A 25,545-nucleotide genomic window follows, 5' to 3' on the forward strand; every position below is an offset into this window, starting at 1 on the left:
GCCTCTGTACCTTGACACTCGCCCGTCGGGGTGTTATACTTTGGCCACAACTATGATTAAATCCATTTCTTTCATCGCGTTATTGTTCTTTCCTGTTTTGGGCATTGCCCAGGAGATCACAGCTCCGCCCATGGTCGTCGTGCCGCGCCTCATGAATTTTTCCAAAGACGTTGGGGCCGCCAACACCGTCATCACCGGCAAAGAACACCAGAACCGCGCCATCGCATTTTCCATCCAGCGGTTGATCGATGAGAACGCCGATCTTCTTCAAACCGTCCAGGAACAGACGCGCACCATTGAAACATTGCGCGGCCAGGTGGCCGATTTCAACGAGCGCGTCTACAATGCCAGAGAGCTTTTCGTTGATCTTGAGAAGTATAGCCAGTTAAGAGAAACCCTGTTGGGTTATCAGGCCCAGATCGTCCAACGCGACCGTTTGCTGGCCGAGCGTGACGCCCAGATCAGCGCTTTGCGCGGCCATGTCCAAAAGACCGGTGAAATTTTCGACCAGGCCGTGGACGCGGCGTACGAGGCAAAAAACGCGCTTTTGGACCGGCAATCCCGTCAACTCATAGACCTGAAAACGGAATTGGTCCGGACAAAGGAACAGTTGCAGCGGGCCCAGGCCGGCCAGCAGGGGTCCATCGACGCTTTCGCCGGGGATGTGGCGCGGCTTAAGAAAAAAGTCGCTTCGGGGGTCGTATCCGGTGAGGAAATGGTCAAGATGAAAGGCGACATGGCGGCGTTGAACTATCAACTGGAAATGGCCCGCCAGGACCTTGAAGAGAGCATCTCTCTTTATGAGCAATTGGCTGTCCAACACAAGAAAGACATCGCGCTGTTGGAAGAAAAAGCCGTTTTGACCGACCAGAAAATCCAAAAGGCCGTAACGGATGCCCGGAATGCCGAGAAAGATGAGACAGCCGAACGTTTGGTGCAATTCCAGGGACGGTTAAAAGAGTCCCTCGATATCAATGAAGACCAGCAGCATAAGATCGCCGTTTATAAAACGCGGGTGAAAGCGTTTGAAAAAGACACCAATGCCAAAGAGTTGAGCGCTTCCATGATGCAGGCGATCATTGACCAGAAGAACGCCGATTACACCAATACGACGGCGGTATTCACGGCGAAGATAGACGGCCTGCAGGAACGTCTGGCTGTGGCGGAAGCAAAACTGAAGACGAGCGTGCCCCAGGAGGATTTGAACAGGATCCAGGCCATGCTCAAGTCCTCGCGCGAGGAAATAGCGTCGCTGGCCAATACGCTCAAGGACAAAGATGCCGGCATCGCGAAAATGCGCTCGCAATTGGACTCCAACGCCAAAGAATTTTCAGCCCAATTGGCCCAACTGGAACGCTTTAAAGCCCAGATCGATGACAGCCGTAAAAAGATTGAGACCATGGGCAAACAGATCGCCCGTTTGAAAATGCAGCTGGATGAATCCCGGAAAAAAGGCCGCTAGCGGCTTTCCCGCGTAAGCCGCTCCGCGATCCACATGCGGATCAATGTCAAATACCCCAGACCTTTCTTGGCCGCGGATTCTTTCAGGGAGGCGATCATGTGGTCATCAACCCGGAGGGAGATGAGTCGTTTGCGGGGCTTGCGAAAATGCACATCTTTGACTTCCACAAGATCATCTTCAAACTCGGTTATGGAATGGGTCTTCCAAAACTGGACCTCCTCATATTCTGACTTGAATCTTGGAATAGTTTTTCGTTTGGTTTTCATATTATATTATCTCCTGTAGAACCGCTTACGTTCAGCTTGAGACATGTCCCAGGCTGTGATCACCCGCACGGTTTCCTTTTTCATAAGATCGGCAATAATGGTCAAGTAACGGCCGCCATCTGTTCGACCTAATAAGCAATATCTTCCTAAGCCGGTTTTAAAAATAAGAGGGTTGTTATAACAGGCCTCTTCTGCTTCATCAGGCGCTACGTGGTGCTCAGTAATATGGCTGATGTTGTTAAGGTCCCATTTAAAGAACTGAAAGAACATTTGTATCTCCTAAAGTATATATGTATATACAAAAGATGTCAACATTATTTCATCCTGTCTAATGTTCTATAGCCAATCGCCTCGGCCAAATGCGCGGGATTTATCTCGTCGCTGGCGTCCAGGTCGGCCACAGTGCGGGCCACTTTCAGCACGCGGTCATGCGCCCGGGCCGAGAGCCCCAGGCGCTCGGTCGCTGCTTTCAGTAAATCTTTGCTTTGCTCGTCTAAAACGCAATATTTTTTAATGTCTTTACCTGTCATCCCCGCGTTGTGACCCACACCGCTGTCCTTAAAGCGTTCGTGCTGGACCATTCTCGCCCGGCTGGTGCGTTTCTTGACGCGCGCCGAGGGCTCGGGTTCGGCGGTGCCCCACAGATCTTCGTTTTTCAGCGCCGGCACTTCCAGATGGATATCAATGCGGTCCAGCAAAGGCCCGGAGATCTTGTTGAAATACTGCTCGATCTGTGTCGGCGCGCACACGCATGTTTTGCGGTGGCTCATGCGCCATCCGCACGGGCAGGGGTTCATGGCCGCCACCAGCATGAACCGGGCGGGAAAACACACACTGCCTTTGGCGCGCGCGACCGTGACACATCCGTCCTCCAGCGGCTGGCGCAGGGCTTCCAGCGCATGCCGGCTGAATTCCGGCAATTCGTCCAGAAAAAGCACCCCGTTGTGCGCGAGGGTTGTTTCGCCGGGCCGGGGGATGGACCCGCCGCCGACGAGGGCGATGTCCGAGGCCGTGTGATGGGGATTTCTAAGCGGCCGCTGGCGCATGATCACCAGAGGATGTTTTAAAAGTCCCATCACCGAGTGGATCTTGGTGGTTTCCAGGGTTTCCTGGCGCGACATGTCCGGCAAAATGGTCGGCATGCGTTTGGCCAGCATGGTTTTGCCGCTTCCCGGCGGCCCTACCAAAAGAACATTGTGCCCGCCTGCCGCGGCGATCTCCAGACCCCGTTTGGCATGGGCCTGGCCTTTGACGTCGCAAAAGTCCATGTCCCAGACCCAGGGGGTTTCGGCACTTTTGTCGTCGGGATCAAAAGGCGGGATGCTTTCCATACAGGTCAGAAAATGCACGACTTCTTTCAGGCAGGCGGCGGGGTAGACCGCGACACTCCGGGGCAGGGCGGCTTCACGGGCATTGGCCGCGGGCACGACCAGTCCCTTGAGGTTTTGACCCTTGGCCTTTAAGGAAGCGGCCAGGGTGCCGTGCACGGCATGGATATTTCCGTCGAGCGAAAGTTCTCCCAAAAACGCGAAGCGGTTTAAGGGCTCAAGAGGGACCTGTCCGCTGGAGGCCAAAATGCTCAAAGCAATGGCCACCTCGAAATTCGGGCCTTCTTTTTTGGTGTCCGCGGGCGCCAGGTTCACTGTGATGCGGCCGGAGGGAAAATCAAAACCGCTGTTCTTGATGGCCGAACGCACCCGTTCGCGGCTTTCGCGCACGGAGCTGTCCGGAAGCCCCACCACCGTGAACAAAGGAAGGCCGGGGCCGCAATCCGCTTCAACGGTGACCAAATACCCGTCCAAGCCGGCAATGCCGAAGCTGAGAGTTTTTGATAACATCAATAGGACCAATGATTTGGGGAGATTTGAAGAACTACGCGCCCACGGGGAATGGGCGCCAAAGCATTTCTTGCTTTTTAAGGAAGCAAGATTATAATACAACCTAACAAAATTATCTTTTTCCGTCAATACTTTTTATGCCACCCCACATCCAACACGATTTTTGGTCGGAGGTTTTTCATAACCATATCCTGATGAGCACGCTGACGGTTTGGGTGTTGGCCCAGGTCGCCAAGGTCATTGTCGGGTTCTTTCAGGAGAAGAGGTTTAATTTCCGGTGGTTCATCGGCACCGGAGGCATGCCGTCCAGCCATGCCGCCGGGGTTTCAGCTTTGGCCACTTCCGTGGGCTTGCAGCAGGGGTTTGACAACGTGATGTTCGCCCTGGCAGCTTCTTTCGCCATGATCACCATGTTCGACGCCCAGGGGGTGCGCCGTTCAACGGGACAGCAGGCGTGGATCCTCAACAAGATGATGGACGACATCTATTGGAAGGGCCAGATCGAGACCAAACGCCTCAAAGAGTTCGTCGGACATACACCCGTCCAGGTCCTGGCCGGGTTTGTTTTTGGGATCGTCTGGGCGATCATTTTGTATTAAGGAGATCTTTTATGAATCAGCGTTGGATCATTGCCATTGTTGCGGTCGTTTTTCTGGCCGGCATAGGCCTTGTCGTCGTCGGCAAATACAAACCGGGCGGGGAAAACAGATCATCCGGGGCTTCAACGGCTTCCGTCGGCCAGATGCTGGGCCAGGCTGCTCAATACGAGGCCGAGGGAGATCCACTGAAAGCCAAAGACCTGTACGCCCAGGTGGTCAGCGACCATCCTGACTATGACAAGATCGAGGAGGTCCAGGACCGGCTGGGCGCCTTGTCCATCGTCCTCATCACATCCAACACGCCGACACCCCAGACGGTCCTGCACGAGATCGTGCCCGGGGATTCTTTAGGCAAACTCGCCAGGCAATACAACACGACGATGGAATTGATCAAAAAAAGCAATAACCTCAAAAGCGACGTCATCCGCGTCGGGCAGAAACTGCGCGTCTGGACGGCGCCGTTCACCGTTTTGGTGGACAAGTCCCGGAATATCCTCATCCTTAAGACCGCGGAAGAGGTGGTCAAGGTGTACCATGTTTCGACCGGGGCCGGCAATTCCACGCCCATCGGTCATTTCAAGATCGCCGCCAAACTCGTCGATCCCGTGTGGTTCAAGGCGGGCAGCAAACCCATCCCTCCGGAAAGCCCGGAAAATGAACTGGGCAGCCGGTGGATGGGATTTGCCGAGAACCCGCAGTACGGCATTCACGGCACCATCAAACCCAATCTGATCGGCCAGCAGGCGACCGCCGGGTGTGTGCGTCTGGTCAACCACGACGTTGAGGAACTTTTTGACCTGTTGCCGCCCGGCACGCAGGTGACCATCCAGGACTAAGACATGGCCGCGTTGGATTTTGAAAAACCGATCGTCGAGTTGGAATCCAGGATCGAGGACCTGCGCAAGATGAGTTCCCGGCGCGTCACCCTGGAGCCTGAGATCAAGCGTCTGGAAAGTAAACTCGCGACACTCAAAGATGATGTCTATGCCCATTTGGACCCCTGGCAAAGGGTGCAGATCGCCCGCCATCCCAAACGGCCTTACACGTTTGATTATATCCGTCTGATGACCGAGGATTTTCTGGAACTGCACGGGGACCGTTTATTTTCCGACGACGCGGCCCTGGTGGGCGGTTTCGCGAAGATCGACGGCATCAAGATCATGGTCATGGGGCACCAGAAAGGCCGCGACGTCAAAGAGAATGTCATGCGCAATTTCGGCTGCGCCCACCCGGAAGGGTACCGCAAGGCCATGCGCCTGATGAGATTGGCAGAAAAATTCCACGTCCCCGTCGTGTGTTTGATCGATACCCCGGGCGCCTATCCCGGGATCGGCGCTGAACAGCGCGGCCAGGCCCAGGCCATTGCCGAAAATTTGAGGGACATGGCCGGCCTCAAGACCCCCATCGTGGCGGCGATCATCGGCGAGGGGGGAAGCGGCGGGGCCTTAGGCATCGGTGTGGCCGACCGCGTCATCATTTTGGAACACGCGTATTATTCCGTTATTTCTCCCGAGGGCTGTGCCTCCATTTTGTGGCGCTCTTCGCTCAAAGCGCCCCTGGCGGCTGAAGCATTGAAAATGCACGGCGAGCACTTGATCAAGTTCGGCATCGTTGATGAAATTATCCCCGAGCCCCTGGGCGGCGCCCACCGCAACCCGGCCGAGATCGCCGCCGCTCTTAAAACCGTCCTGGTCAAACACCTCAAGAAATTGTCTTCCCTATCCCAAGAAGCCCTGCTGGAGGCCCGGTATAAAAAATACCGCGCCATCGGCGAATTCACGGAAAAATAATGGTTCGACTCGCTGCGCTCGCTCACCACAAGTTGCAGGACATTCGCGATTTTTCCTTTGAGGAATTCTCTGCCTATCTGGTTTCCATTGGAGAAAAACCGTTTCGGGCAGGGCAGGTGTTTGAGTGGATTTACAAGAAAGACGCATCCGCTTTTGAGGACATGACCACCTTGTCCCAGCCGCTGCGCGCGCGTCTGGCCGCTGATCTTAAGTTTACGCCCGCCGTCATTGCCGATCAACAAAAGTCCGAGGACGGCACCGCCAAATTCCTTTTTGAATTATCCGACGGCCAGCATGTGGAGGCGGTCTTGATCCCCACGGCCGCGCGCACGACCGCGTGCATCTCCACCCAGGTCGGCTGCAAGTTCGGCTGCCGTTTTTGCGCCAGCGGTGTTGCCGGCTGGAAACGCAATTTGTCCACGGCCGAGATCATGACCCAGGTGCTTTACGTCAAGCATGCCGCGGGTAAAAAAAGGCCGTTGACCCACATTGTCTTCATGGGCATCGGCGAGCCCATGGACAATTATGATGTTTTGCTCAAAAGCATCCATTTGATCAATTCCGACAAGGCCGTTAACATCGCGGCCCGCCGCATCACGGTGTCCACCAGCGGTGTCGTTCCCAAGATCTTAAAGTTGGCCGAACAGGATCTGCAGATCGAACTGGCCATTTCCCTGCACGGGTATGACAATCCCTCACGCGACGTGCTGATGCCGGTCAATAAGAAATATCCCATTGAAGAATTGATCGCGGTCTGCCGCGCTTATGGCGCCAGTAAGAGAAGGCAGATCACGTTTGAGTATATTTTGATCAAAGGCGTGACCGTCACGCCGCAGGCGCCGGCCGCGCTTAAGAAATTGTTCAAAGGCCTTTTGTGCAAGATGAACCTCATTCCCTACAATCCCGTCGCAGAATTTCCCCACCAGTGCCCCAGCCATGCGGAAATGCTGGCGTTCCGTTTGGAATTGGAAAAAGCGGGCATCCACGCCACCATCCGCACGCCCAGGGGCAAGGATGTCAACGCCGCCTGCGGCCAACTGCGCCACGCGCATCAAGGCGGGCAGACGAATTTTGACAAAAATGGATGAGGATGATATAGTGACCTTCTTTTGCGGGGCTGTAGCTCAGTTTGGGAGAGCGCTTGCATGGCATGCAAGAGGTCAAGGGTTCGATCCCCTTCAGCTCCACCAAAATTTTTGCCGAGGTGGCGGAACTGGTATACGCGCTGGTCTCAAAAACCAGTAGCCTCACGGCTGTAAGGGTTCAACTCCCTTCCTCGGCACTTTTTACGGCATTTTATTTGTAAACCTTCCTCACCCAATCCGGTTGACAATCCAGCCATAATCTTTTAGCATAATCGGTATGGACCCCGTTTATCTTGACCATGCCGCGACAACACCCTGCGACCCGCGGGTCGTGGAGGCCCTGCGTCCTTATTTTTATGAGGCCTTCGGCAATACGTTAAGTCCGCACGCCTTTGGCCGGCGTAGCCGCAAGGCCGTTGAGGATGCCCGTGAAATATTGGCCTCTTTTTTGGGCGCCCAGCCGACGGAGATCGTTTTTACGTCATCCGCCACAGAATCCAATAATCACGTCATTTTAGGCGTTGCCCGTGCTTTGAAGTCCGAAGGCAGGCATCTCGTTGTTTCCGCCATTGAGCATCATTGTGTCCTGGAACCGGCCCGCCGTCTGATGCAGGAGGGATGCGAGGCCACGTTCGTGTCCCCGGACAAGGACGGTATCATTTCTCCCACGGCCATTGAGCAAGCCCTGCGTCCGGACACCATTTTGATCGCCGTGGCCCACGCCAATAATGAGATCGGCACCATCCAACCCATCGCGGATATCGGACGCATCGCCCGTAAAAGAGGTATTTATTTCTTAGTGGACGCGGCGCAGACCATCGGACATATCCCCGTATCTGTTACCGGCATTCCTTGCGATCTTCTTTCTTTTTCCGCCCACAAATTCTATGGTCCCCAGGGCGTCGGCGCTTTGTATATGCGCAAAGGCATTGACTGTCCGCCTTTGCTGTTAGGCGGGGACCATGAACGCGGCAGCCGCGCGGGAACGCTGAATGTCCCGGGCATCGTCGGGTTAGGGGAAGCGGTCCGTTTGTGTGGCCCGCTTATGTCCGATGAAATGGCCGCGCAAACCGCTTTGCGCGACCGGATCATCAACGCTGTCCTTAAAGAGGTCCCCGGCACAACCCTTAACGGTCATCGCACCTTGCGCCTGCCCAACAATGCCCATTTCTCCTTTGAAGGCGTCCTTGGCGAGGACCTGGTCGCGGCCCTGGACATGGCAGGCATTGCCGTTTCCGTGGGTTCGGCGTGCACGTCAGGCCAATTGACCCCGTCGCACGTGCTCAAAGCCATCGGCCTTTCCGATGCCCAGGCCCTCGGGGCATTGCGCATCAGCGTCGGCCGCTGGACCACAGCGAAGGAAGTTGACTATTTTTTGGAACAATTAAAATTAAAAATAAAACAATTGAGGGGTTGAATTATAGGGACACAATACTTAATTCAACCATGAATAAACACAGGAATTAAGTTTTGTGTCCCCATAATTCTAATATGACCGCACACGACCACATCATACAATTCTTGAAGGAAGCCGACGGCTACGTTTCCGGCGAGGACATGAGCGAGACGCTCAAGATCAGCCGCGCCGCGGTATGGAAATACATTGACCATCTGCGCAAGGATGGCTATGACATCACGGCCGTGCCGCATCTGGGATACCGATTGGTGTCTGTCCCTGATAAATTATTGCCCCATGAGATTCAATCCGGTTTAAATACCAGGACATTCGGGAAAAACGTCGTCACTTTTAATACCGTCGGCTCCACCATGGATGAGGCGTTCCGTTTAGGCATGGAGGGAGCGCCGGAAGGAACGGTGGTTTGCGCCGAGACGCAAACACAAGGCCGCGGCCGTCTGGGCCGCGTGTGGTCTTCGCCTAAGGCCAAAGGCATTTATTGTTCTTTGATCTTAAGGCCGCGGCTTCCGCCGGGGCAATTGTCCCAGTTGACGCTGACCGCGGCCGTGGCCCTGGCCGAGGCCTTGCGCGATGCCGCGGGAATAGAGCCCGCCATCAAATGGCCCAATGACATTCTCATTGGCGGCAAAAAGCTCGCCGGCATATTGACGGAATTGCGCGCCGAGACCGATCAGGTCAAATTTATCGTCGTGGGTATGGGGATCAATGTCAACACATCGGCGTCCCAGCTCGTTGACGGGGCGTCGTCGTTAAGGACTGAAACCGGCCGCGTTCTTAACCGGGTCGTTGTGCTGCAGCATATCTTAAGGTCTTTTGAGGCCTGGTACGCGGTCTTAGGTCGCGGCCGTTTTGATCTGGTCATTAAGGCGTGGAAGGCGCGTTCAGCCACTCTCAAAAAGCGTGTGCGTGTCACCGGTCCCGGCGGCATGGTGGAAGGCCTGGCCGTGGACCTGGATACCGACGGGGCGCTTTTGGTGCGTCAGGATTCGGGGGTCATTGTCAAGCTAACCGCAGGTGATCTGGTCCATGGATAATGTCCTTCAGAAAGATCTGGATGGATTGCAGGTCTTGGGATTGCGCCGTGGTTTGCGCCAAACGCAAAGCCCGCAGGGCCGGACGATCATCGTTGATGGACGAAGGGTCCTGAATTTTTGTTCCAATGATTATCTGGGGCTGGCCGATGATGAGAAGGTCAAGGCCGCGGCCATAGCATCCATCGGTCAAGACGGTTTCGGTTCCGGCGCTTCGCGGTTGGTGGGTGGTAATATGTCCGCCCACACCGCGTTGGAAGAGCGTTTGGCCGCGCTCAAAAAGACCGAGGCCTGTCTTTTATTCTCCAGCGGGTATATGGCCAATACCGGCATTATCCCGGCGCTGGTCGGCCGCGGGGACATTGTATTTTGCGACCGTCTGAACCATGCCTCCATCATTGACGGCATTCTCCTAAGCCGCGCCCAAATGAAACGTTATCCCCACGTGGACATGGCCGCCCTTGAAGACGGTCTTAAGAAGGCGTCGGGGCATCAACGCAAACTGATCGTGACCGACACTATTTTCAGCATGGACGGGGACAGAGCGCCTTTGAAGGACATCGTGGAGTTGGCCCGGCGCTGGGGCGCGTGGGTGATGGTGGATGAAGCGCATGCCTTCGGGGTTTTAGGGCCGACAGGCATGGGACTTGTTGAGGAACTCAGGTTAAGCGATCAGGTGCAGGTCCAGATGGGCACTTTATCCAAAGCCGCCGGGTGTTTCGGCGCCTATGTTTGCGGTTCCGCCGTTCTTAAAGAAACCCTCATCAATCACGCCCGCAGTTTCATTTACACGACGGGGATGCCGCCTTCTGTCGCGGCCGCGGCGCATGCGGGGGTCAACATCATCGTCATAGAGCCCGGGCGCCGCCGTCAATTGCTTGATAACGCCGACCATTTACGCCAAGGGTTTAAGGCCCTTGGCCTTGATACGATGCGCTCAACAACACCCATCATTCCCATTTTAGCCGGCGAAGCCGACAGGGCTGTGATGATGTCACAAAAACTTTTTGAGCAGGGATTTTTTGTGCAGGCCATACGCCCGCCGACGGTGCCAGTCAACACCGCGCGTTTGCGCGTGACCGTCACGGCCGCCCATACCAGAGAAGATTGCGAGGCCTTTCTGGAAGCCGTTAAAACCATATGCCTTTTCTAACGACTGACAGAGGCCTGCGCTGGCATTATGAGACGGCGGGCAGCGGCGATCCCATCCTGTTCATTCATGGATTCGGCGGCAGCGGCCGCTGGTGGGAGGGCCAAGAAGAATTCTTGCGCAGCGGTCATCAAGTCATCACCGTTGATCTGCCCGGCCATGGTCAAAGCGCGTGGATGCCCGTGACGCTGGGCGGCCTGGCGGTGGATCTGCGTCAGATCATCAGCGGTCTTGGCATTTCCCAGTTCAACATGGTTTCCAGTTCTTTCGGCGGGCTCATTGCCTTTGAGCTGTGCCGGATGATGCCCGAAGCGGTCATGCGCATGTCTTTTGTCGGCGTCCTCCCGAAATTCGCGCGCGCGTCCGGTTACCCGGCGGGACTGGACATTGACAAGATCCGCACATTGAGCGGCCAGTTTGACGGGGATTACGGCGCCATCCTTGACATTTTTTTCCGTTCGCTTTTTACCATGCAAGAGCGCGACAGTGTCCGTTTTCAATGGGTCAAGGAAATGCGGGGTTCAGAACCCCTGCCGCAAAGGGAAGCGCTGAAATGTTTCCTGGATATTCTGGAAAAGGTGGATTTGCGCGGCCGCCTGGCCAGCGTCATTTGTCCGGTGCAATTCGTGACCGGCAGCGACGATTATATCTGTCCCCAGCTGGCCATGGCATGGGTTGCCCAACATTGTGTGAACGCCCGTTTTGATGTGATGCAGGGCCGTGGCCATCTGCCGTTTCTCACCGGACCCGATGAATATAACGATTTGTTGGAGGATTTTTTGATCAAATGACCATGTGGAATACATTCACCAACAGCGTGCGCAAGGCATTCACCGACGCGGCGGACCAGTATGATATTTTGGCCGGATTGCACCGCGAGATCGGCCGCGAACTGGTCAAAAAGAACGCGCAGCGTTCGGCAGCGCGCATTTTAGATGTCGGCACCGGCACCGGGTATGTGGCCAATAAAACCAAATTCTTTTTTCCCGACGCGATGGTGGTGGGTCTGGACATCGCGGAAGGGATGATCAGCAAGGCCGCCCAAACCCATGAGGGCATCCGCTGGCTACAGGCCGACGGACAGCGCCTGCCTTTTAAGGACGGGACTTTTGATATTATTTTTTCCAATCTCGCCTACCAGTGGATGCCTGATCTGCCCCTGGCTTTTACCCAGGCCCGGCGCGTCCTGTCCAACGGAGGGACTTTTACCGGCACGCTGTTTGGCGTCCGGACCTGTGAAGAACTTTTTTCTTCGCTAACCGCGACAAACCCGGAGGTGTCGGTGCGCCGTCTGCCGGCGCTCGAAGATGTTGGGCAGACATTGCATGCCGTTGGTTTTCAAGATATCCGCGTGGATTATGAATTGATCAAGGTGCAGTTCGCGGACATTTGGGAATTGTTGGGCTGGCTTAAAGATATCGGCGCCAATTATCTGCCGCGGGAGGGCTTTATCGGTAAGGAAGGATTGACCCAGGCAGCCGCTCATTACCGGAAGCATTTTCCCTATAACAACGGGATTTGCGCTTCTTTTGAGGTCATATGGTTCGACGCGCGCTCTTCATAACCGCCACAGATACCGGCGTCGGCAAAACCATGGCAACGTTCGTTTTAGGGACATTGCTGAAGAGTAAGGGGATTGATGTCGGGGTGATGAAGCCGGTGCAATGCGGAGGGAATGACGCCGCGTTTTTGAAAAAAGCGTTGGAACTCGATGATGATATTGATGTGATCAACCCGTGTTACGCTCCCGAACCCCTGTCCCCGCATCTGGCTTTTCGCCGGGCCGGTCAGAAAGTGGATGTGGCAAAGATCCGCCGGGCCTATACGCTGTTGCGTCGCCGTCACGATGTTGTGCTCATCGAGGGCGCGGGGGGATTGATGGTGCCGCTCAAAAATAATTACTATAACGCGGATCTCATCCGGGACCTGAACGCCGAGGTCATCATCGTTTCCCGTCTGGGACTTGGGACCATCAATCACACGCTGCTGACCATTGACCAGGCGAAGAGCCGGGGTTTGAAGATCAAAGGTGTGCTTTTTAGCGACACCGGCCCTGGACCTAAAGGCATTGCCGAACAAACCAACCCCGCCGAGATCAAACGTCTGTCGGGCGTCCGGATGTTAGGCACCATTCCGTATTTATCCGCCGGAGGCGGATCTGCCTTTGGCAGAAAACAGATAAGCGTTAAGGAAGTATTAAAGAAATGCCGCAACATAGCCGTCGATTAAAACAAATGGACAAGCAATACATCTGGCATCCGTTCACCCAAATGAAGGATTGGGAGAAGGAAGAGCCGCTCATCATTGATTCCGCTGACGGGGTTTATCTTAAGGACATTGACGGCAACCGTTATATCGACGGGGTATCGTCATTGTGGGTCAATGTGCATGGCCACCGCAAAAAAGCCATTGATGCGGCGATCAAGAAGCAAATGGAGAAGGTCAGCCACTCGACCCTGCTTGGATTGTCCAATACACCGGCTGTTGAATTGGCAGGGCAGTTGATCGGGCTCGCGCCGCGCGGTTTAACAAAAGTGTTCTATTCAGACAATGGCTCGACCGCGGTGGAGATCGCCGTCAAGATGGCCTATCAGTTTTGGCAAAACATCGGCCGCAAACAAAAAACACAGATCGTGCATTTGAGCAATTCCTATCACGGCGACACCTTGGGTAGTGTCAGCATCGGCGGCATAGACCTTTTTCATAAAGTGTATCAAGGGCTGATCTTTAAAACCATTGCCTTGACCATGGGCCCGCGGGTCGTTGAAGACCTGGGGCGATTGCTGAAAACAAAAGGCGATCGCATTGCGGCCCTGGTCGTTGAACCGCTCGTACAGGGCGCGGCAGGCATGCTGATATGGCCCAACGGCGTTCTTAAAAAAATGCGCGCCTTGACCAAACACCATGATGTATTTCTGATCGCGGATGAAGTGGCCACGGGTTTCGGCCGCACAGGCAAAATGTTCGCCTGCGAACATGAGGGGGTGACGCCGGATTTCCTCTGCCTGGCCAAGGGCATCACCGCTGGATATTTGCCGCTGGCCGCCACACTCACGACGCAAAAAGTGTATGACGGGTTCAAATTCGACTATAAAGAACAGAAAACATTTTTTCACGGCCATACCTATACCGGCAATCCTTTGGCTTGCGCCGCGGCGCTGGCAAACCTGGAAATTTTTCGCAAAGAGCGGGTTTTGGCGAAACTGCTTCCTAAGATAAAATTCTTGGCCAAACGCCTTAAAGTGTTTTATAATCTGCCTTCTGTCGTCGATGTCCGCCAGCTTGGGTTTATGGTGGGCATTGAACTCAAGGGCAAATGGGAAGAGCGTCTGGGAGCAAAGGTATGTCAGGCCGCGCGCCGTTATGGTGTCATTTTGCGGCCGCTGGGCAATGTGATCGTTCTTATGCCGCCCTTGTCCATCACGCGCAAGGAACTGGATCATTTGCTGACAGCGACGTATCAGGCGATCGAGCAAATATGAAACCAAACAACGAAACCACAGTTTTCGTGGCCATGAGCGGGGGGGTGGACTCGTCGGTGGTGGCGGGCCTGATCAAGGAGGCCGGCTACAAGACCGTCGGGGTGACCATGTGCTTTAACATCACACACCCTGACAGCGACCGGCCGTCGTGCTGCGGCATTGACGGCATCGCGGACGCCAAGCGCGCGGCCGAGATCCTCGGCATCCCGCACTATGTCTTTAACTTCGCGCAGGACATCAACGAGTACATCATTGACGATTTCACCAATGAATATTTGAGCGGCCGCACGCCCAACCCCTGCGTGCGCTGTAACCAGCATTTGAAATTCGGCACTCTCTACGACAAGGTCAAGACGCTCGGCGCGGATTATCTGGCCACGGGCCATTACGGAAAGATCGAGTTTAGCGCTGCCAAAAACCGTTTTGAATTAAAAAAAGCCGCGGACCCCAAAAAAGACCAATCCTATTTTCTCTACAGCATGAAAAAAGAAACCTTGCCGTCGGTGCTTTTTCCGCTGGGGGACCTTACCAAAATAGAAGTGCGCGCCCTGGCCCGCAAGTATGGGCTCAACACCGCTGATAAACCGGAAAGCCAGGACATTTGTTTTGTTCCTTCCACCGGGTATAAAAAGTTCATTGAGGACCGCGTGGGCAAACAGGTCATGGTGCCCGGTCCCTTTGTGGATGAGGCGGGCAAGGTGGTGGGCGAACACAAGGGCCTGGCCTATTACACCATCGGCCAGCGCGACAAATTGGGCCTAGCCCTGGGCTATCCCGTGTATGTTTACAAGATCGACCGCGCTTCCAATACCGTGCATATCGGCGATCTGGCGAAACTGTATTCCACAGGGCTGGTCGCGGCCCAGGCCAACTGGGTGAGCATGGAAATTCCCCAAGAAACCGTAGAAGTGACCGCCCGCATCCGATATAATTCTCCTGAGGTCAGGGCCTATTTGACGGCAATGGATGACGCAAACGTGCGTTTGGAGTTCGCCGAACCGCAAAAGTCCGTTACCCCGGGGCAGTCCGTGGTCTTTTACGACAAAGATGTTGTCCTGGGAGGGGCCATTATCAATTGATGGGGATCGTTCTCAACACAGGCCATTTGAAGGGTTTTGTTCAAAACAGCGACCTGGACGCCCTGCAGCCGCAGGTCCAAAAGGCGCATGATGCCCTGCATCAAAAGACCGGCGCCGGCGCCCAATTCACCGGCTGGGTGGACCTGCCTTCGCGCGTCCCCGACGCTTTGATCGCCGAACTGGACCGTCTTGCCGCCGAGGTGCAGAAAAATTCTGACGTTCTGGTGTCCATCGGCATCGGAGGGTCTTATTTAGGCATTCGCGCCACGCTGGAATTTTTAGGCGGCGCGCCCAAACTGCCCGTCTATTATACCGGCCACAACATGTCCGGAGATTCCCTGCATACGCTTTTGGAGACCATCAAGGACAAGAGGGTGACGGTCATCGTCATTTCCAAATCCGGCACCACCACCGAACCGGCCATCGCTTTTCGCGTCATCAAGAAATTTCTGGAAAGCAAATATTCCCCGGAAGAGTTAAAGAAACGCATCATCTGCGTTACCGACGAAAAGAAAGGCGCTTTGCGCGCCATTGCCCAAGCCCGCGGCTACCGGACATTTGTCATTCCCGACGACGTGGGAGGCCGTTATTCCGTTCTGACGCCGGTGGGGCTTGTGCCTCTGGCTTTGGCCGGCGTGGACATCAAGGCCCTGATCGCAGGCGCCGCCCAAGCCCAGGAGGAATATAAAGATCCCGACCTGTCCAAAAATATTTGCTACCGTTACGCGGCCCTGCGCAATATTTTGTACCGCAAGGGTAAAAAGATCGAAGTGCTGGCCTCTTTTTATCCCAATGTTTCTTACGTGGCCGAGTGGTGGAAGCAATTGTTCGGGGAAAGCGAAGGCAAGGACAAGAAAGGGCTCTTTCCGGCGTCCTTGATCATGTCCACGGACCTGCATTCCATGGGCCAGTGGATGCAGGACGGGGAAAGGACGGCCTTTGAGACCTTTCTGATGGTGGACAAGCCGCGCCACGAGGTCGTCATCCCGCGGGACAAAGACGATACGGACGGGTTCAATTACGTTGCCGGCAAGGAGCTTGATCTGGTCAACAAAAAGGCCTATGAAGCCACGGCCGCGGCCCATGATGAGGGCGGCGTGCCCAACATGACCCTGACCATGGACAGGGCGGACGCGCGGCACATCGGACAGCTGTATTATTTCTTTGAGAAAGCGTGCGGGATATCGGGGTATTTGCTGGGCGTCAACCCTTTTGACCAGCCTGGGGTGGAAGCGTATAAGACAAAGATGGCCGCGCTGCTGAAAGGATAGACCCCTCGCTAAACAAAAACCACGGATGTGTTATCCGTGGTTTGTGTAAGGGGATAGGCCTTGGGTTGCTTACGCTATCCCTGACCCTCCTTGTTCCTACGTGTAGTATGCCATATCCTTTTACGAAATGCAAGTTTTGTGTTATATAAAGGCGTGATCTTGATCATCAACAGGAGATAAACCCATGGGACGTATCGGAATGCCGGAATTGATCCTTATCGTTGCCGTTTTCGTGCTTTTGTTCGGGGCCCAGAAATTGCCGGAGATCGGCAGCGCCATCGGCAAGGCCATCCGCGGGTTCAAGAAAAGCATGCACGACGTTGAGGATGACGTCAAGAAGTGAAGGGTCCGTTTTTCGCCCACTTAGATGAACTGCGCCGCCGCATTTTAACGTCCCTGGCGGTTTTCTTCCTGGCGGTCCTTGTCTGTTTTAACTTCACCGGCCGGCTTTTGTCCTGGCTTATCCAGCCTGCCGGGCAGCTGGTCTTTACCTCGCCTGGCGAGGCCTTCGGCGCCCACATCACGGTGGCGGTCACCGCGGGTTTCGTCCTTTCCTTCCCGTTCATTTTATATCAACTGTGGATGTTCGCCGCCGCGGCCCTTAAACCCGATGAACGCCGGTTCATTGTGTTTTTCGGCCCTTTGTCCTTGCTTTTTTTCTTGTCCGGCGTGGCGTTCGCTTTTTTCGTGGCCGTGCCCATGGCCTACAGGTTCCTGATGGGGTTTGCGTCGTCTGATCTGGTGCCCATGGTCAGTGTCGGGAATTACATGGGATTTTTGGGCAATCTGGTGGTGGCGTTCGGCGTTGCCTTTGAATTGCCGCTGGTGATGGCGTTTCTGGCGAAGATCGGCATCGCGACACCGGAATTCCTGCGCCAAAAACGGCGGCACGCAGTCATCATCATCCTAATCGTTGCCGCGGTCCTGACGCCGCCGGATGTGGTGTCGCAGGTCTTATTGGCCGTGCCGATGCTGGCATTGTATGAGTTGGGGATTATTTTTACGCGGATCGGGTATAAACATAAAACCCCCTGAAACATCAGAGGGTTTTATGAAAAAAACAATGCGTGGTACTTATTTTCTTTTAGCTGTTTTCTTCTTTTTCTTGGTGGCCATGGTGTTCTCCTTTCTTAAGGATTGATTTGTTAATTCAATAGTAGCACAGCCGTACTGATATGCAAAAATTTTTTAATAAAAATTCTTTATATGTTCACGTCCCGTTCTGCCTGAACAAGTGTTTGTTCTGTTCTTTTGCCGTCAGCGTCGGACAAGGCCATCGCGCGGACGATTATATCGGAGCGCTTGAGCGCGAAGCACAGGCCCATCGCGGCGCGCGGCTGAATACTGTTTATCTGGGCGGCGGCACACCGACATTTTTATCCGCCGTTCAATTGAAACGTCTGATGAAATTTCTGCGCGGCCATTTCGTTTTTGAGCCCGGCTGTGAGATCACCATTGAGGCGAATCCCGATGATATTAATGCTGAAAAATCCCAATGCCTGTTGGACCTTGGATTCAACCGCGTGAGCATGGGCGCGCAAACATTTGATGACCGCTATTTGAAATTCTTGGGGCGCACGCACGATGCCGCAAGGGCCCGGGCGGCCTTTGAATGTTTGCGTTCGGCGGGATTCGGCAACATCAACGTGGATCTGATGTATGGTTTTCCCGGGCAAAGCGAAGAGGAGTTGGACAATGACGCGCGCCGGCTCGCGGATCTGGGCAGCGAGCACGTGTCCGTCTATACGTTGACCATTGAGCCCAACAGCCGTTTTTATGCCCGGCAAATGAAATTGGATGATGAAGAAAAATTGGCCCGCCATTATGCACTTGTGACGCGGGTGTTGGAAACAGCCGGATTGTGCCAGTATGAGATCAGCAATTTCGCCCGCCACGGGTATGAAAGCCGGCACAACAGCCATTATTGGACGGGCGGGGATTATATCGGCTTAGGCATGGGCGCGCACAGTCATGCGGCCGGACGCAGGTTTTGGAATGAGGACAAACTAGTCCCTTATTTAGAGAAGGTGAACGCGGCCGGAAGCGCCGTTGCCGGTGAGGAAAATTTATCGCCTCGCCAGCGTTTGGGCGAACGTTTTGTTCTGGGACTGCGCACGAACAAGGGCGTTGATCACGCGGTCCTTGAAGATGAGATCGGATGTCCTCTGGAAAAGGATGTTTTGCGGCAGGTCACGGAACTTGTGGAGGAGGGGTTTTTGGAAAAAGAAGGGACCACGGTGCGCGCGACCATGAAAGGCCGTTTGGTCCTGGACGAGATCGCCAGCCGGTTGGTTTAATTAAGGTAGCACCTGCCTTCTTGAAAGAAGGCAGGTGCTACCTTCTAAAAATGCGCGGCGATCCGTTGGCTATGGCTGAAGAGTTTCAGCAAGGACGCGCGGATCAGATCGCGGTATTCGGCGTGCATTTTCAAGTTTTCTAAAATATTTTGCGCCTGTTTCAAACGTGTTTCGATCGCCGCGAACGCGTAATTCAAGCTCCCGCCCTCAACGAAAATACGCCTCACCTGCCGTAGATCACCCATCGTTTTGACCGGCTTGTTGAATATTTTCAGGAATTCCGCTTTTTGTTTGCCGCGCAGAGTCCGGTTGGCATGGCAGACCAGCAGTGTTTTTTTGGATTCGGCCAGATCGCTCAAGATGCTTTTGCCGATGTTTTTTTCCGTCTCGTAAATGCCGATGATATCGTCCTGGATCTGGAAGGCCTGGCCGATGAGGATGCCGAAGCGGGACAATTTTTTGATCTCGTTGTTGTTGGCGCCGGCGAGGATGGCGCCGGTGACCATGGGGCAGTCAAAGGTGTAACGGGCGGTCTTGAGCGTATAATTCAGGAAGACGTCTTTTTCCGTCACCCGGTCCAAACGCTCAACGCCGTGCACCGTGTCAATGAATTCCCCCATGGCGGTGAATGCCGCGGTCTGGATGAAATATTTGAGCGCGCGCTCTTTGCGCTCCGGCGGTTCTTTGACCGCCAAAAACGCGTCAATGGCCAAGGCATAGACGATATCGCCGGTGATGATGCCAAGGTCAATGCCCAGCTTATCCGGGTTTGTCGTCGGGACTGTTTTGGCCAGGACCTTGTGGAGCGTTGGTCTGCCGCGGCGCAGGTTGGAGCGGTCAATGATGTCGTCGTGGATGAGCATGAAATTGTGCAGGAATTCCATGCACGTTGAGGCATTGTATAATGTTTTCGCGATGGCCCTGTCTTTGGGCGCGTAGCCCTTGTAGGTCAGGATCAAGAGCAAAGGGCGGATGCGTTTGCCTTCGCGCAAGGTGAATTCGCGGATGCTTTCGAACAGGAGTGGGCTGACGAGGTGGAGCTTGTAGTCCTTTTTGACGGTGTTGAGGAAGGAAGCTAAACTCGCGTCAATATTTTTGCGGATGCGTTCAATGATCACGGGGGTTATCCTAACATATCCGTTTATTTATCTCAAATATTCCTTTCATCAAGCGCACGGTTGATCTACAATAAAATCATGAAAATAATTCTTTGTGTTCCTGTTTTGATCTTAATGATTTGTGCGCCGGTCCATGCCCAGGAGGAGACGCAACCTGCAACGACTGCTGCGGATGCGGCCGCGCAACCCGCGGCCGTTGCGCCGGCTCCGGCCGCCGCACCCGCCGAGCCAGCACCCGCGGTCATGGGCGAAAAGCGGGAACTCATCCTCAAATTCATCGACACCTTCGGCACCAAGTCCGCCATGGAACAAAACCTGAACACCATGTTTGAGGACATGGGGTCCGATGACCCGCAAACACAGAAGTTCAAAGACAATGTCCGCGTGGACGAGATCATTGAACAACTCATCCCTTTGTATGACAAACACTTCAGCGCGGATGAACTCAAGGCCTATATCACTTTTTATTCCTCTCCTGAAGGGCAGAGGCTCCTGCAAACCATCCCGGTCTTGATGGAGGAAAGCGTTGACATCAGCGCCAAGTATTTTGAAGAGAAATTTCCCGTTGCTCCCGAAGATACTGACAAGAACGTAACCCAATAAGAATCAATAAGTTATAGAATTTTCATAGTCCGGACGCGCTTTTTAGGTTGACCGTCCGGATTTTCTCTGCTATATTATCCCCGCTTTCCGCCTCACAAGATCTTCATAAACCCTTTGAGGAGAACATCATGATCGATCGTTACAGTTTGTCCAAAATGAGCCGTATTTGGTCGGATGAGCATAAGATGGAGATCATGCTCAAGATCGAGGTCCTGGCCTGCGAGGCCATGTCCAAGATAGGGCTTATTCCCAAGGCGGCCATGGAGAAGATCCGCAAGAACGCCAAATTTGACATTGATGAAGTCCGCCGCATTGAAGAGCGCACCAAACACGATGTGGTCGCCTTCATCCAGAACGTGGGGCAGAACCTCGGTTCCGACGCCCAATACCTGCATATGGGCCTGACCTCCTCGGACCTTCTGGACACGTCGCTGTCCGTGCAATGCGTGGAAGCCAGCGACATCCTCATCGCCGACATCAAGAAATTCGCGGGGGTCATTAAAGAAAAGGCCAAGAAATACAAGGACACGGTCTGTGTCGCCCGCACCCACGGCGTGCATGCCGAGCCGACCACCTTCGGTTTGAAACTGGCCATCTGGTACGACGAGATGAACCGCAATCTGGAACGCATGCAGCAGGCCCGCGAGAGCATGCGCATCGGCAAACTCTCCGGCGCGGTCGGCACGTACGCCAGTGTGGAGCCATCCGTCGAGGAATATGTCTGCGCCCAACTGGGGCTGAAGGCCGCCAATGTGGCCACCCAGATCATCCAGCGCGACCACCATTGCCATTTTGTCACGACGCTGGCCCTGATCGGCTGTTCGCTGGAGAAATTTGCCACCGAGATCCGCGCTTTGCAAAAGACGGAATTGCTGGAAGTTGAAGAGCCGTTCTTCAAGGGCCAGATCGGTTCGTCGGCCATGCCGCACAAGAGAAACCCCGTGACCTGCGAGCGCATCTGCGGGTTGTCCCGCATTTTGCGCGCCAACGCCATGGTGGCTTTTGAGAACATCAATCTCTGGCACGAGCGCGACATCAGCCATTCTTCCGCCGAGCGCGTCATTTTGCCGGATTCAACGATCGCTTTGAATTACATGCTCAACAAGTTCATCCCCATCGTTGAGGGACTGCTGGTGTACCCCAAGAATATGATCGCGTCGCTGTCCAAGACGCGCGGGCTCATTTATTCCCAGCGTATTCTTTTGGAGCTCATGAAAAAAGGCCTGCCCCGCGACACGGCGTACGAGATCATCCAATCCTGCGCCATGCAGGTCTGGCAGGAAAGCACGGAGTTCAAGGACGTGCTGTACCGCGACCGGCGCGTGCGCAAATATCTTTCCAAGAACGAGATCGACGGGTGCTTTGACATCAAGTTTTACATCCGTCATCGCGACAAGGTCTTTAAACGCGCGGGGATCAAATGATGCAGAAAGTCCAGCCGATCTACGAAGGCAAGGCCAAGATCCTTTACACGACCCAGGACCCGGACCTGCTCATCCAATATTTCAAGGATGATGCCACGGCGTTTAACGCCGCCAAGAAAGGGACCATCCGTGAAAAGGGGATCATGAACAACCGCATCGCGGCCAAGATCTTTGAGTATCTGGCCGGCTGCGGCATCCCGACGCATTTTGAACGCCTGTTGAGCGACCGGGAAATGCTGGTCAAAAAGGTGAGCATCGTCCCTTTGGAGGTCATCGTGCGCAACCGCGCCGCCGGGACCTTGTGCCGTTTGCTGGGCCTGGCCGAAGGCACGACCCTGGCCTGTCCGACGCTGGAATTCTGCTACAAGAATGACGCTTTGGGCGATCCTCTGGTCAATGAGTATCACATCCGGGCCCTGGGGCTTGCCACCGACGAGGAAATGACAAAGATCTCCGCGATGGCCCTGTCCATCAACGGGCATTTGCAGGCGTTTTTCAAAAAACTGAACATTGAACTGATCGACTTTAAACTGGAATTCGGACGCTGCAAAGGCGATATCATCCTGGCGGATGAGATCTCTCCTGATACCTGCCGTTTATGGGAATTGGGTACGGGCGAAAAGCTCGATAAGGACCGTTTCCGCAGGGACTTGGGCAATATCGAAGAGGCCTATCAGGAAGTTCTGCGCCGCGTCAGCGCTTAAATTCTCACCTTATGGTTTGGCGTGTAGAGATCCGTGAAAAAGAAGGGGTCAATGACTGTCTTGGGCAAAGCATTGCCCAGGAGATCGTTGATCTGGGACTGACGTCGGTCAAACGCGTGCGGACCGCAGCGGTGTATCTTTTGCACGGCCCATTGAACGGCACGGACGCAGACAGGATCTGCCGCGAACTTCTGTGTGACCCCGTTGTCCAGGAATACCGTTATGCCGCCAAGCCCATGGGTGTTTGGGGCAAGGGCGGTAAGCCCAACCACACCGTCGAGATCGCTTATAATCCCGGCGTCATGGACCCGGTCGAGGCATCCACGGTCAAGGCCATCCGTGATCTGGGCCTCGCCGGCATCCGCGCGGTGCGCACAGCCAAACAGTATCTTTTCTGGGGCAAGCTCTCCAAAGCACAAGCCGCTTCCATCACCAGCCGTGTGCTGATGAACAAACTCATCCAGCACGCCGTTGTTAAACCCGCCGACCCTTTCAAAAACATTTCCTCCACAGCTTCCAGCAACGCGTTTAACATGGTCACGGTGGATCTGCTGGGCTCCTCGGACAAAGGGCTTCGGGATTTGAGCCGCCAGGGGCAGTTGTATCTTAACCTTGACGAGATGAAGGCTATTCGGGATTATTTCCGTAAGGAAAAGCGCAACCCCACCGACGTAGAGCTGGAAACCATTGCCCAGACCTGGAGCGAGCATTGCTGCCACAAGACCTTCCGCGGCAATATCCGTTATACGGCTTACGACGGGAAAAAGTCCAAAACCATTGTCATCCGCAGTTTGTTCAAATCCTTCATTGCCAAAGTCACGCATGAACTTAACAAGCCCTGGTGCGTGTCCGTGTTCCATGACAATGCCGGGGTCATCACTTTTGACGACGATTATCACGTGTGTTTCAAGGTGGAAACGCACAATCATCCCTCCGCCCTGGAACCATTCGGCGGGGCCAATACCGGTGTGGGCGGGGTCATCCGCGACACGCTGGGCACGGGGCTGGCCGCCAAACCATTGTGCAATACCGATATTTTTTGTTTTGCCCCGCCGGACACGCCTGCCAGCCAATTGCCCGCCGGAACCCTGCATCCTCAACGCGTGATGAAAGGGGTGGTCAGCGGCGTGCGCGATTACGGCAACAAGATGGGCATCCCCACGGTCAACGGTGCCATTGTTTTTGACCGTGGTTTCGCGGGCAACCCGCTGGTTTTTTGCGGTAACGTGGGGCTTATTCCCAAGGGCAAGGAAAATAAGAAGGTCAACGCCGGGGACCTCATTGTGACCATGGGAGGGCGCACCGGCCGCGATGGCATCCACGGCGCCACGTTCTCGTCGGGAGAATTGACCAATGAATCAGAAACGATCTCTTCGGGCGCTGTGCAGATCGGCAATCCCATTGAAGAAAAGAAGGTCCTGGACGCGCTCTTAAAGGCGCGCGGCAAAGGGCTGTATTCGGCCATCACCGATTGCGGGGCCGGTGGTTTTTCCAGCGCTGTCGGGGAAATGGGCCAGGAGGCCGGGGCCCGGGTGGACCTGGACAAAGCGCCGCTCAAATATGAAGGCCTGCGTTATGACGAGATATGGATCTCCGAATCGCAGGAGCGCATGGTCCTGGCCGTGCCGCCCGCGAAGATCAATGAGTTCTTGAAATTGTGCGCGGATGAGAATGTCGAGGCCGCGGTCATCGGCGAGTTTGGCGGCAAGCGCCTGCGGCTTTTTTATTGCGGCCGACAGGTGGCGGATCTGGACATGGTTTTTGTCCACGATGGTTTGCCTCAGATCACCAAGGAAGCCGTGTATCGTGCCCCGGCTGTTAAAAAAGAAAAATTGCCGGCAGTCAAGAAAAACCTGACCGCTGATCTGCGCGCGGCTTTAGCTCATAACAATGTCGCTTCCAAAGAAAGCGTCATCCGGGTCTATGACCATGAGGTGCAGGGGACCAGTGTCATCAAGCCCCTGGTCGGTGTTTTCAGCGACGGGCCTTCGGATGCGGCGGTATTGCGGCCCCGATTGCAGAGCAATCGGGGCATTGCGGTGTCCAATGGCATCAACGTCCGTTACGGCATGATCGACCCGTTCTGGATGGCCGCCTCCTGCATTGACGAGGCCATACGACAGATCGTCGCTGTCGGCGGTGATGTCCAACGTATCGCGTTATTGGATAATTTTTGCTGGGGCAATCCGGACAAGAGCGACCGTCTGGGGACCCTGGTGCGCTGCGCGCAAGGGTGTTATGAATTCGCCAAGGCATTCGGCACCCCGTTCATTTCCGGCAAGGACAGTTTGTATAATGAATATACCCGCAAAGGCAAGTCACTGGCCATTCCGGGCACGGTCCTTATTTCGGCCTTAGGCATCATGGACGACGTGCGGCGCTGCGTCACCATGGACTTCAAGCGTTCCGGCAACGCGATCTATATGGTGGGCAGAACACTGGATGAGATGGGCGGATCCGTTTATTTAGACAATCACGGTCAGTTGGGGTCCGGTGTCCCTAAAGTTGATGCCCGTCGGGCCCTGCAAATATACAAAGCCCTTCATACGGCTGTACAGTCGGGGTTGGCGCAGGCCATGCATGATTGTTCCGAGGGCGGTCTGGCCGTGGCCTTGGCCGAAATGGCTTTCGCGGGCGGTTTGGGTGCGACGGTCTTGTTAAAAAATGTCCCGTATCAGGGCGCGTCAAAGCGCGACGACATTATTTTATTTTCCGAATCCAATTCCCGGATGCTCGTCGAGGTCGCGCCCGCGCATGAGGCATTTTTCGTGCGTCTGCTCAAAGACACGGCGCACGCGAAGATCGGCATGGTCGGGCAGTCCCCGGAATTTTTGGTCTACGGCCTTAAGGACGTGCCGGTCATTCACGCGGGGATCAATGATCTCAAAGATGTTTGGCAAATGGCATTGTCTATTTAACCGGCTGTCAC

At 54.8% G+C, this 25,545-nt stretch carries 25 protein-coding genes and 2 tRNA genes; 23 read left to right on the forward strand and 4 right to left on the reverse strand.

The window, feature by feature from the left end:
- The first annotated feature begins 52 nt into the window (after positions 1-52).
- Positions 53-1,462, forward strand: a complete 1,410-nt coding sequence (locus Q7K71_07830) for a hypothetical protein (protein ID MDO8675998.1) — start codon at positions 53-55, stop codon at positions 1,460-1,462.
- Here the strand turns inward: Q7K71_07830 and Q7K71_07835 are convergent.
- From Q7K71_07835 to Q7K71_07845, 3 genes are read right to left on the reverse strand one after another with little or no spacing between them, the layout of a single operon-like run.
- Positions 1,459-1,728: a CopG family antitoxin gene (locus Q7K71_07835; protein ID MDO8675999.1), complete on the reverse strand. Its 270-nt coding sequence runs from the start codon at positions 1,726-1,728 to the stop codon at positions 1,459-1,461. The two genes, Q7K71_07830 and Q7K71_07835, sit on opposite strands and share 4 nt — an antisense overlap.
- Positions 1,729-1,734: 6 nt before the next feature.
- On the reverse strand, positions 1,735-1,998 hold the full coding sequence (locus Q7K71_07840; protein MDO8676000.1) for a BrnT family toxin: 264 nt from the start codon (positions 1,996-1,998) through the stop codon (positions 1,735-1,737).
- Between the two features lie 44 nt (positions 1,999-2,042).
- Positions 2,043-3,566: a YifB family Mg chelatase-like AAA ATPase gene (locus Q7K71_07845; protein MDO8676001.1), complete on the reverse strand. Its 1,524-nt coding sequence runs from the start codon at positions 3,564-3,566 to the stop codon at positions 2,043-2,045.
- A gap of 137 nt (positions 3,567-3,703) precedes the next feature.
- On the opposite strand from Q7K71_07845, the gene Q7K71_07850 reads away from it, so the two are divergent.
- The 18 genes from Q7K71_07850 (at position 3,704) to hemW (ending at position 18,767) form a co-directional block, all read left to right on the forward strand.
- On the forward strand, positions 3,704-4,165 hold the full coding sequence (locus tag Q7K71_07850; protein MDO8676002.1) for a divergent PAP2 family protein: 462 nt from the start codon (positions 3,704-3,706) through the stop codon (positions 4,163-4,165).
- An 11-nt stretch (positions 4,166-4,176) separates the two neighbouring features.
- Positions 4,177-5,001, forward strand: coding sequence for a L,D-transpeptidase family protein (locus tag Q7K71_07855; protein ID MDO8676003.1), 825 nt, complete (start codon positions 4,177-4,179; stop codon positions 4,999-5,001).
- A gap of 3 nt (positions 5,002-5,004) precedes the next feature.
- On the forward strand, positions 5,005-5,955 hold the full coding sequence (locus Q7K71_07860; GenBank protein ID MDO8676004.1) for an acetyl-CoA carboxylase carboxyltransferase subunit alpha: 951 nt from the start codon (positions 5,005-5,007) through the stop codon (positions 5,953-5,955).
- On the forward strand, positions 5,955-7,043 hold the full coding sequence (rlmN, locus tag Q7K71_07865; GenBank protein MDO8676005.1) for a 23S rRNA (adenine(2503)-C(2))-methyltransferase RlmN: 1,089 nt from the start codon (positions 5,955-5,957) through the stop codon (positions 7,041-7,043). The genes Q7K71_07860 and rlmN overlap by 1 nt, the downstream gene beginning before the upstream one ends.
- 25 nt (positions 7,044-7,068) lie before the next feature.
- Positions 7,069-7,145, forward strand: a tRNA-Ala gene (locus Q7K71_07870).
- Positions 7,146-7,153: 8 nt separating this feature from the next.
- Positions 7,154-7,237 (forward strand) — tRNA-Leu (locus Q7K71_07875).
- A gap of 80 nt (positions 7,238-7,317) precedes the next feature.
- Positions 7,318-8,457, forward strand: coding sequence for a cysteine desulfurase family protein (locus tag Q7K71_07880; GenBank protein MDO8676006.1), 1,140 nt, complete (start codon positions 7,318-7,320; stop codon positions 8,455-8,457).
- 74 nt (positions 8,458-8,531) lie between these two features.
- On the forward strand, positions 8,532-9,491 hold the full coding sequence (locus Q7K71_07885; GenBank protein ID MDO8676007.1) for a biotin--[acetyl-CoA-carboxylase] ligase: 960 nt from the start codon (positions 8,532-8,534) through the stop codon (positions 9,489-9,491).
- Complete coding sequence (gene bioF / locus Q7K71_07890) at positions 9,484-10,641, forward strand: 8-amino-7-oxononanoate synthase (protein ID MDO8676008.1); 1,158 nt, start codon at positions 9,484-9,486, stop codon at positions 10,639-10,641. The genes Q7K71_07885 and bioF overlap by 8 nt, the downstream gene beginning before the upstream one ends.
- Positions 10,629-11,429, forward strand: coding sequence for an alpha/beta hydrolase (locus Q7K71_07895; protein ID MDO8676009.1), 801 nt, complete (start codon positions 10,629-10,631; stop codon positions 11,427-11,429). Before bioF ends, Q7K71_07895 begins: the two co-directional genes overlap by 13 nt.
- Entirely contained in the window at positions 11,426-12,202 is a 777-nt protein-coding gene (locus Q7K71_07900) for a methyltransferase domain-containing protein (protein MDO8676010.1), read from the forward strand. The genes Q7K71_07895 and Q7K71_07900 overlap by 4 nt, the downstream gene beginning before the upstream one ends.
- Positions 12,178-12,867: a dethiobiotin synthase gene (gene bioD / locus Q7K71_07905; GenBank protein ID MDO8676011.1), complete on the forward strand. Its 690-nt coding sequence runs from the start codon at positions 12,178-12,180 to the stop codon at positions 12,865-12,867. Before Q7K71_07900 ends, bioD begins: the two co-directional genes overlap by 25 nt.
- Positions 12,843-14,120 carry an adenosylmethionine--8-amino-7-oxononanoate transaminase gene (gene bioA / locus Q7K71_07910; GenBank protein MDO8676012.1) on the forward strand — a complete coding sequence of 426 codons (1,278 nt, stop codon included), beginning with the start codon at positions 12,843-12,845 and terminating at the stop codon, positions 14,118-14,120. Before bioD ends, bioA begins: the two co-directional genes overlap by 25 nt.
- Positions 14,117-15,199, forward strand: coding sequence for a tRNA 2-thiouridine(34) synthase MnmA (gene mnmA, locus Q7K71_07915; GenBank protein MDO8676013.1), 1,083 nt, complete (start codon positions 14,117-14,119; stop codon positions 15,197-15,199). Before bioA ends, mnmA begins: the two co-directional genes overlap by 4 nt.
- Positions 15,199-16,470 (forward strand): glucose-6-phosphate isomerase, encoded by a 1,272-nt coding sequence (locus tag Q7K71_07920; GenBank protein MDO8676014.1) that lies wholly within the window; start codon positions 15,199-15,201, stop codon positions 16,468-16,470. The genes mnmA and Q7K71_07920 overlap by 1 nt, the downstream gene beginning before the upstream one ends.
- A 184-nt stretch (positions 16,471-16,654) precedes the next feature.
- Positions 16,655-16,813 carry a twin-arginine translocase TatA/TatE family subunit gene (locus tag Q7K71_07925; GenBank protein MDO8676015.1) on the forward strand — a complete coding sequence of 53 codons (159 nt, stop codon included), beginning with the start codon at positions 16,655-16,657 and terminating at the stop codon, positions 16,811-16,813.
- A complete protein-coding gene (gene tatC, locus Q7K71_07930; protein MDO8676016.1) occupies positions 16,810-17,505 on the forward strand; it encodes a twin-arginine translocase subunit TatC in 696 nt (231 codons plus the stop codon). The genes Q7K71_07925 and tatC overlap by 4 nt, the downstream gene beginning before the upstream one ends.
- 140 nt (positions 17,506-17,645) lie before the next feature.
- Positions 17,646-18,767, forward strand: coding sequence for a radical SAM family heme chaperone HemW (hemW, locus tag Q7K71_07935; GenBank protein ID MDO8676017.1), 1,122 nt, complete (start codon positions 17,646-17,648; stop codon positions 18,765-18,767).
- 44 nt (positions 18,768-18,811) lie between these two features.
- On the opposite strand, the gene Q7K71_07940 is transcribed toward hemW, so the two are convergent.
- Positions 18,812-19,885: a polyprenyl synthetase family protein gene (locus Q7K71_07940; protein ID MDO8676018.1), complete on the reverse strand. Its 1,074-nt coding sequence runs from the start codon at positions 19,883-19,885 to the stop codon at positions 18,812-18,814.
- Between the two features lie 78 nt (positions 19,886-19,963).
- Here Q7K71_07940 and Q7K71_07945 point away from each other — a divergent pair, with 78 nt between their 5' ends.
- The 4 genes from Q7K71_07945 to purL all read left to right on the forward strand — a co-directional run bounded on the left by Q7K71_07945 (position 19,964) and on the right by purL (position 25,534).
- Positions 19,964-20,488 carry a DUF2059 domain-containing protein gene (locus Q7K71_07945; protein ID MDO8676019.1) on the forward strand — a complete coding sequence of 175 codons (525 nt, stop codon included), beginning with the start codon at positions 19,964-19,966 and terminating at the stop codon, positions 20,486-20,488.
- A 128-nt stretch (positions 20,489-20,616) separates the two neighbouring features.
- A complete protein-coding gene (gene purB / locus Q7K71_07950; GenBank protein ID MDO8676020.1) occupies positions 20,617-21,912 on the forward strand; it encodes an adenylosuccinate lyase in 1,296 nt (431 codons plus the stop codon).
- Positions 21,912-22,616, forward strand: a complete 705-nt coding sequence (locus Q7K71_07955; protein MDO8676021.1) for a phosphoribosylaminoimidazolesuccinocarboxamide synthase — start codon at positions 21,912-21,914, stop codon at positions 22,614-22,616. The genes purB and Q7K71_07955 overlap by 1 nt, the downstream gene beginning before the upstream one ends.
- Positions 22,617-22,627: 11 nt before the next feature.
- Positions 22,628-25,534 (forward strand): phosphoribosylformylglycinamidine synthase subunit PurL, encoded by a 2,907-nt coding sequence (gene purL, locus Q7K71_07960; GenBank protein MDO8676022.1) that lies wholly within the window; start codon positions 22,628-22,630, stop codon positions 25,532-25,534.
- Positions 25,535-25,545: the final 11 nt, after the last annotated feature.

It is taken from the genome of Candidatus Omnitrophota bacterium (assembly GCA_030650275.1).
In the GTDB taxonomy this organism is placed as follows: Bacteria; Omnitrophota; Gorgyraeia; order Zapsychrales; family Fredricksoniimonadaceae; genus JACPXN01.

Coding starts and splice junctions, on each gene's coding strand:
- bioF (MDO8676008.1), top strand. CDS start 9,484: ATGGATAATGTCCTTCAGAAAGATCTGGATGGATTGCAGGTCTTGGGA.
- Q7K71_07880 (MDO8676006.1), top strand. CDS start 7,318: ATGGACCCCGTTTATCTTGACCATGCCGCGACAACACCCTGCGACCCG.
- Q7K71_07855 (MDO8676003.1), top strand. CDS start 4,177: ATGAATCAGCGTTGGATCATTGCCATTGTTGCGGTCGTTTTTCTGGCC.
- Q7K71_07920 (MDO8676014.1), top strand. CDS start 15,199: ATGGGGATCGTTCTCAACACAGGCCATTTGAAGGGTTTTGTTCAAAAC.
- Q7K71_07900 (MDO8676010.1), top strand. CDS start 11,426: ATGACCATGTGGAATACATTCACCAACAGCGTGCGCAAGGCATTCACC.
- Q7K71_07885 (MDO8676007.1), top strand. CDS start 8,532: ATGACCGCACACGACCACATCATACAATTCTTGAAGGAAGCCGACGGC.
- Q7K71_07835 (MDO8675999.1), bottom strand. CDS start 1,728: ATGAAAACCAAACGAAAAACTATTCCAAGATTCAAGTCAGAATATGAG.
- Q7K71_07895 (MDO8676009.1), top strand. CDS start 10,629: ATGCCTTTTCTAACGACTGACAGAGGCCTGCGCTGGCATTATGAGACG.
- purB (MDO8676020.1), top strand. CDS start 20,617: ATGATCGATCGTTACAGTTTGTCCAAAATGAGCCGTATTTGGTCGGAT.
- bioA (MDO8676012.1), top strand. CDS start 12,843: ATGCCGCAACATAGCCGTCGATTAAAACAAATGGACAAGCAATACATC.
- hemW (MDO8676017.1), top strand. CDS start 17,646: ATGCAAAAATTTTTTAATAAAAATTCTTTATATGTTCACGTCCCGTTC.
- Q7K71_07840 (MDO8676000.1), bottom strand. CDS start 1,998: ATGTTCTTTCAGTTCTTTAAATGGGACCTTAACAACATCAGCCATATT.
- Q7K71_07850 (MDO8676002.1), top strand. CDS start 3,704: ATGCCACCCCACATCCAACACGATTTTTGGTCGGAGGTTTTTCATAAC.
- Q7K71_07860 (MDO8676004.1), top strand. CDS start 5,005: ATGGCCGCGTTGGATTTTGAAAAACCGATCGTCGAGTTGGAATCCAGG.
- Q7K71_07945 (MDO8676019.1), top strand. CDS start 19,964: ATGAAAATAATTCTTTGTGTTCCTGTTTTGATCTTAATGATTTGTGCG.
- purL (MDO8676022.1), top strand. CDS start 22,628: ATGGTTTGGCGTGTAGAGATCCGTGAAAAAGAAGGGGTCAATGACTGT.
- bioD (MDO8676011.1), top strand. CDS start 12,178: ATGGTTCGACGCGCGCTCTTCATAACCGCCACAGATACCGGCGTCGGC.
- mnmA (MDO8676013.1), top strand. CDS start 14,117: ATGAAACCAAACAACGAAACCACAGTTTTCGTGGCCATGAGCGGGGGG.
- Q7K71_07925 (MDO8676015.1), top strand. CDS start 16,655: ATGGGACGTATCGGAATGCCGGAATTGATCCTTATCGTTGCCGTTTTC.
- Q7K71_07955 (MDO8676021.1), top strand. CDS start 21,912: ATGCAGAAAGTCCAGCCGATCTACGAAGGCAAGGCCAAGATCCTTTAC.
- Q7K71_07830 (MDO8675998.1), top strand. CDS start 53: ATGATTAAATCCATTTCTTTCATCGCGTTATTGTTCTTTCCTGTTTTG.
- Q7K71_07845 (MDO8676001.1), bottom strand. CDS start 3,566: ATGTTATCAAAAACTCTCAGCTTCGGCATTGCCGGCTTGGACGGGTAT.
- rlmN (MDO8676005.1), top strand. CDS start 5,955: ATGGTTCGACTCGCTGCGCTCGCTCACCACAAGTTGCAGGACATTCGC.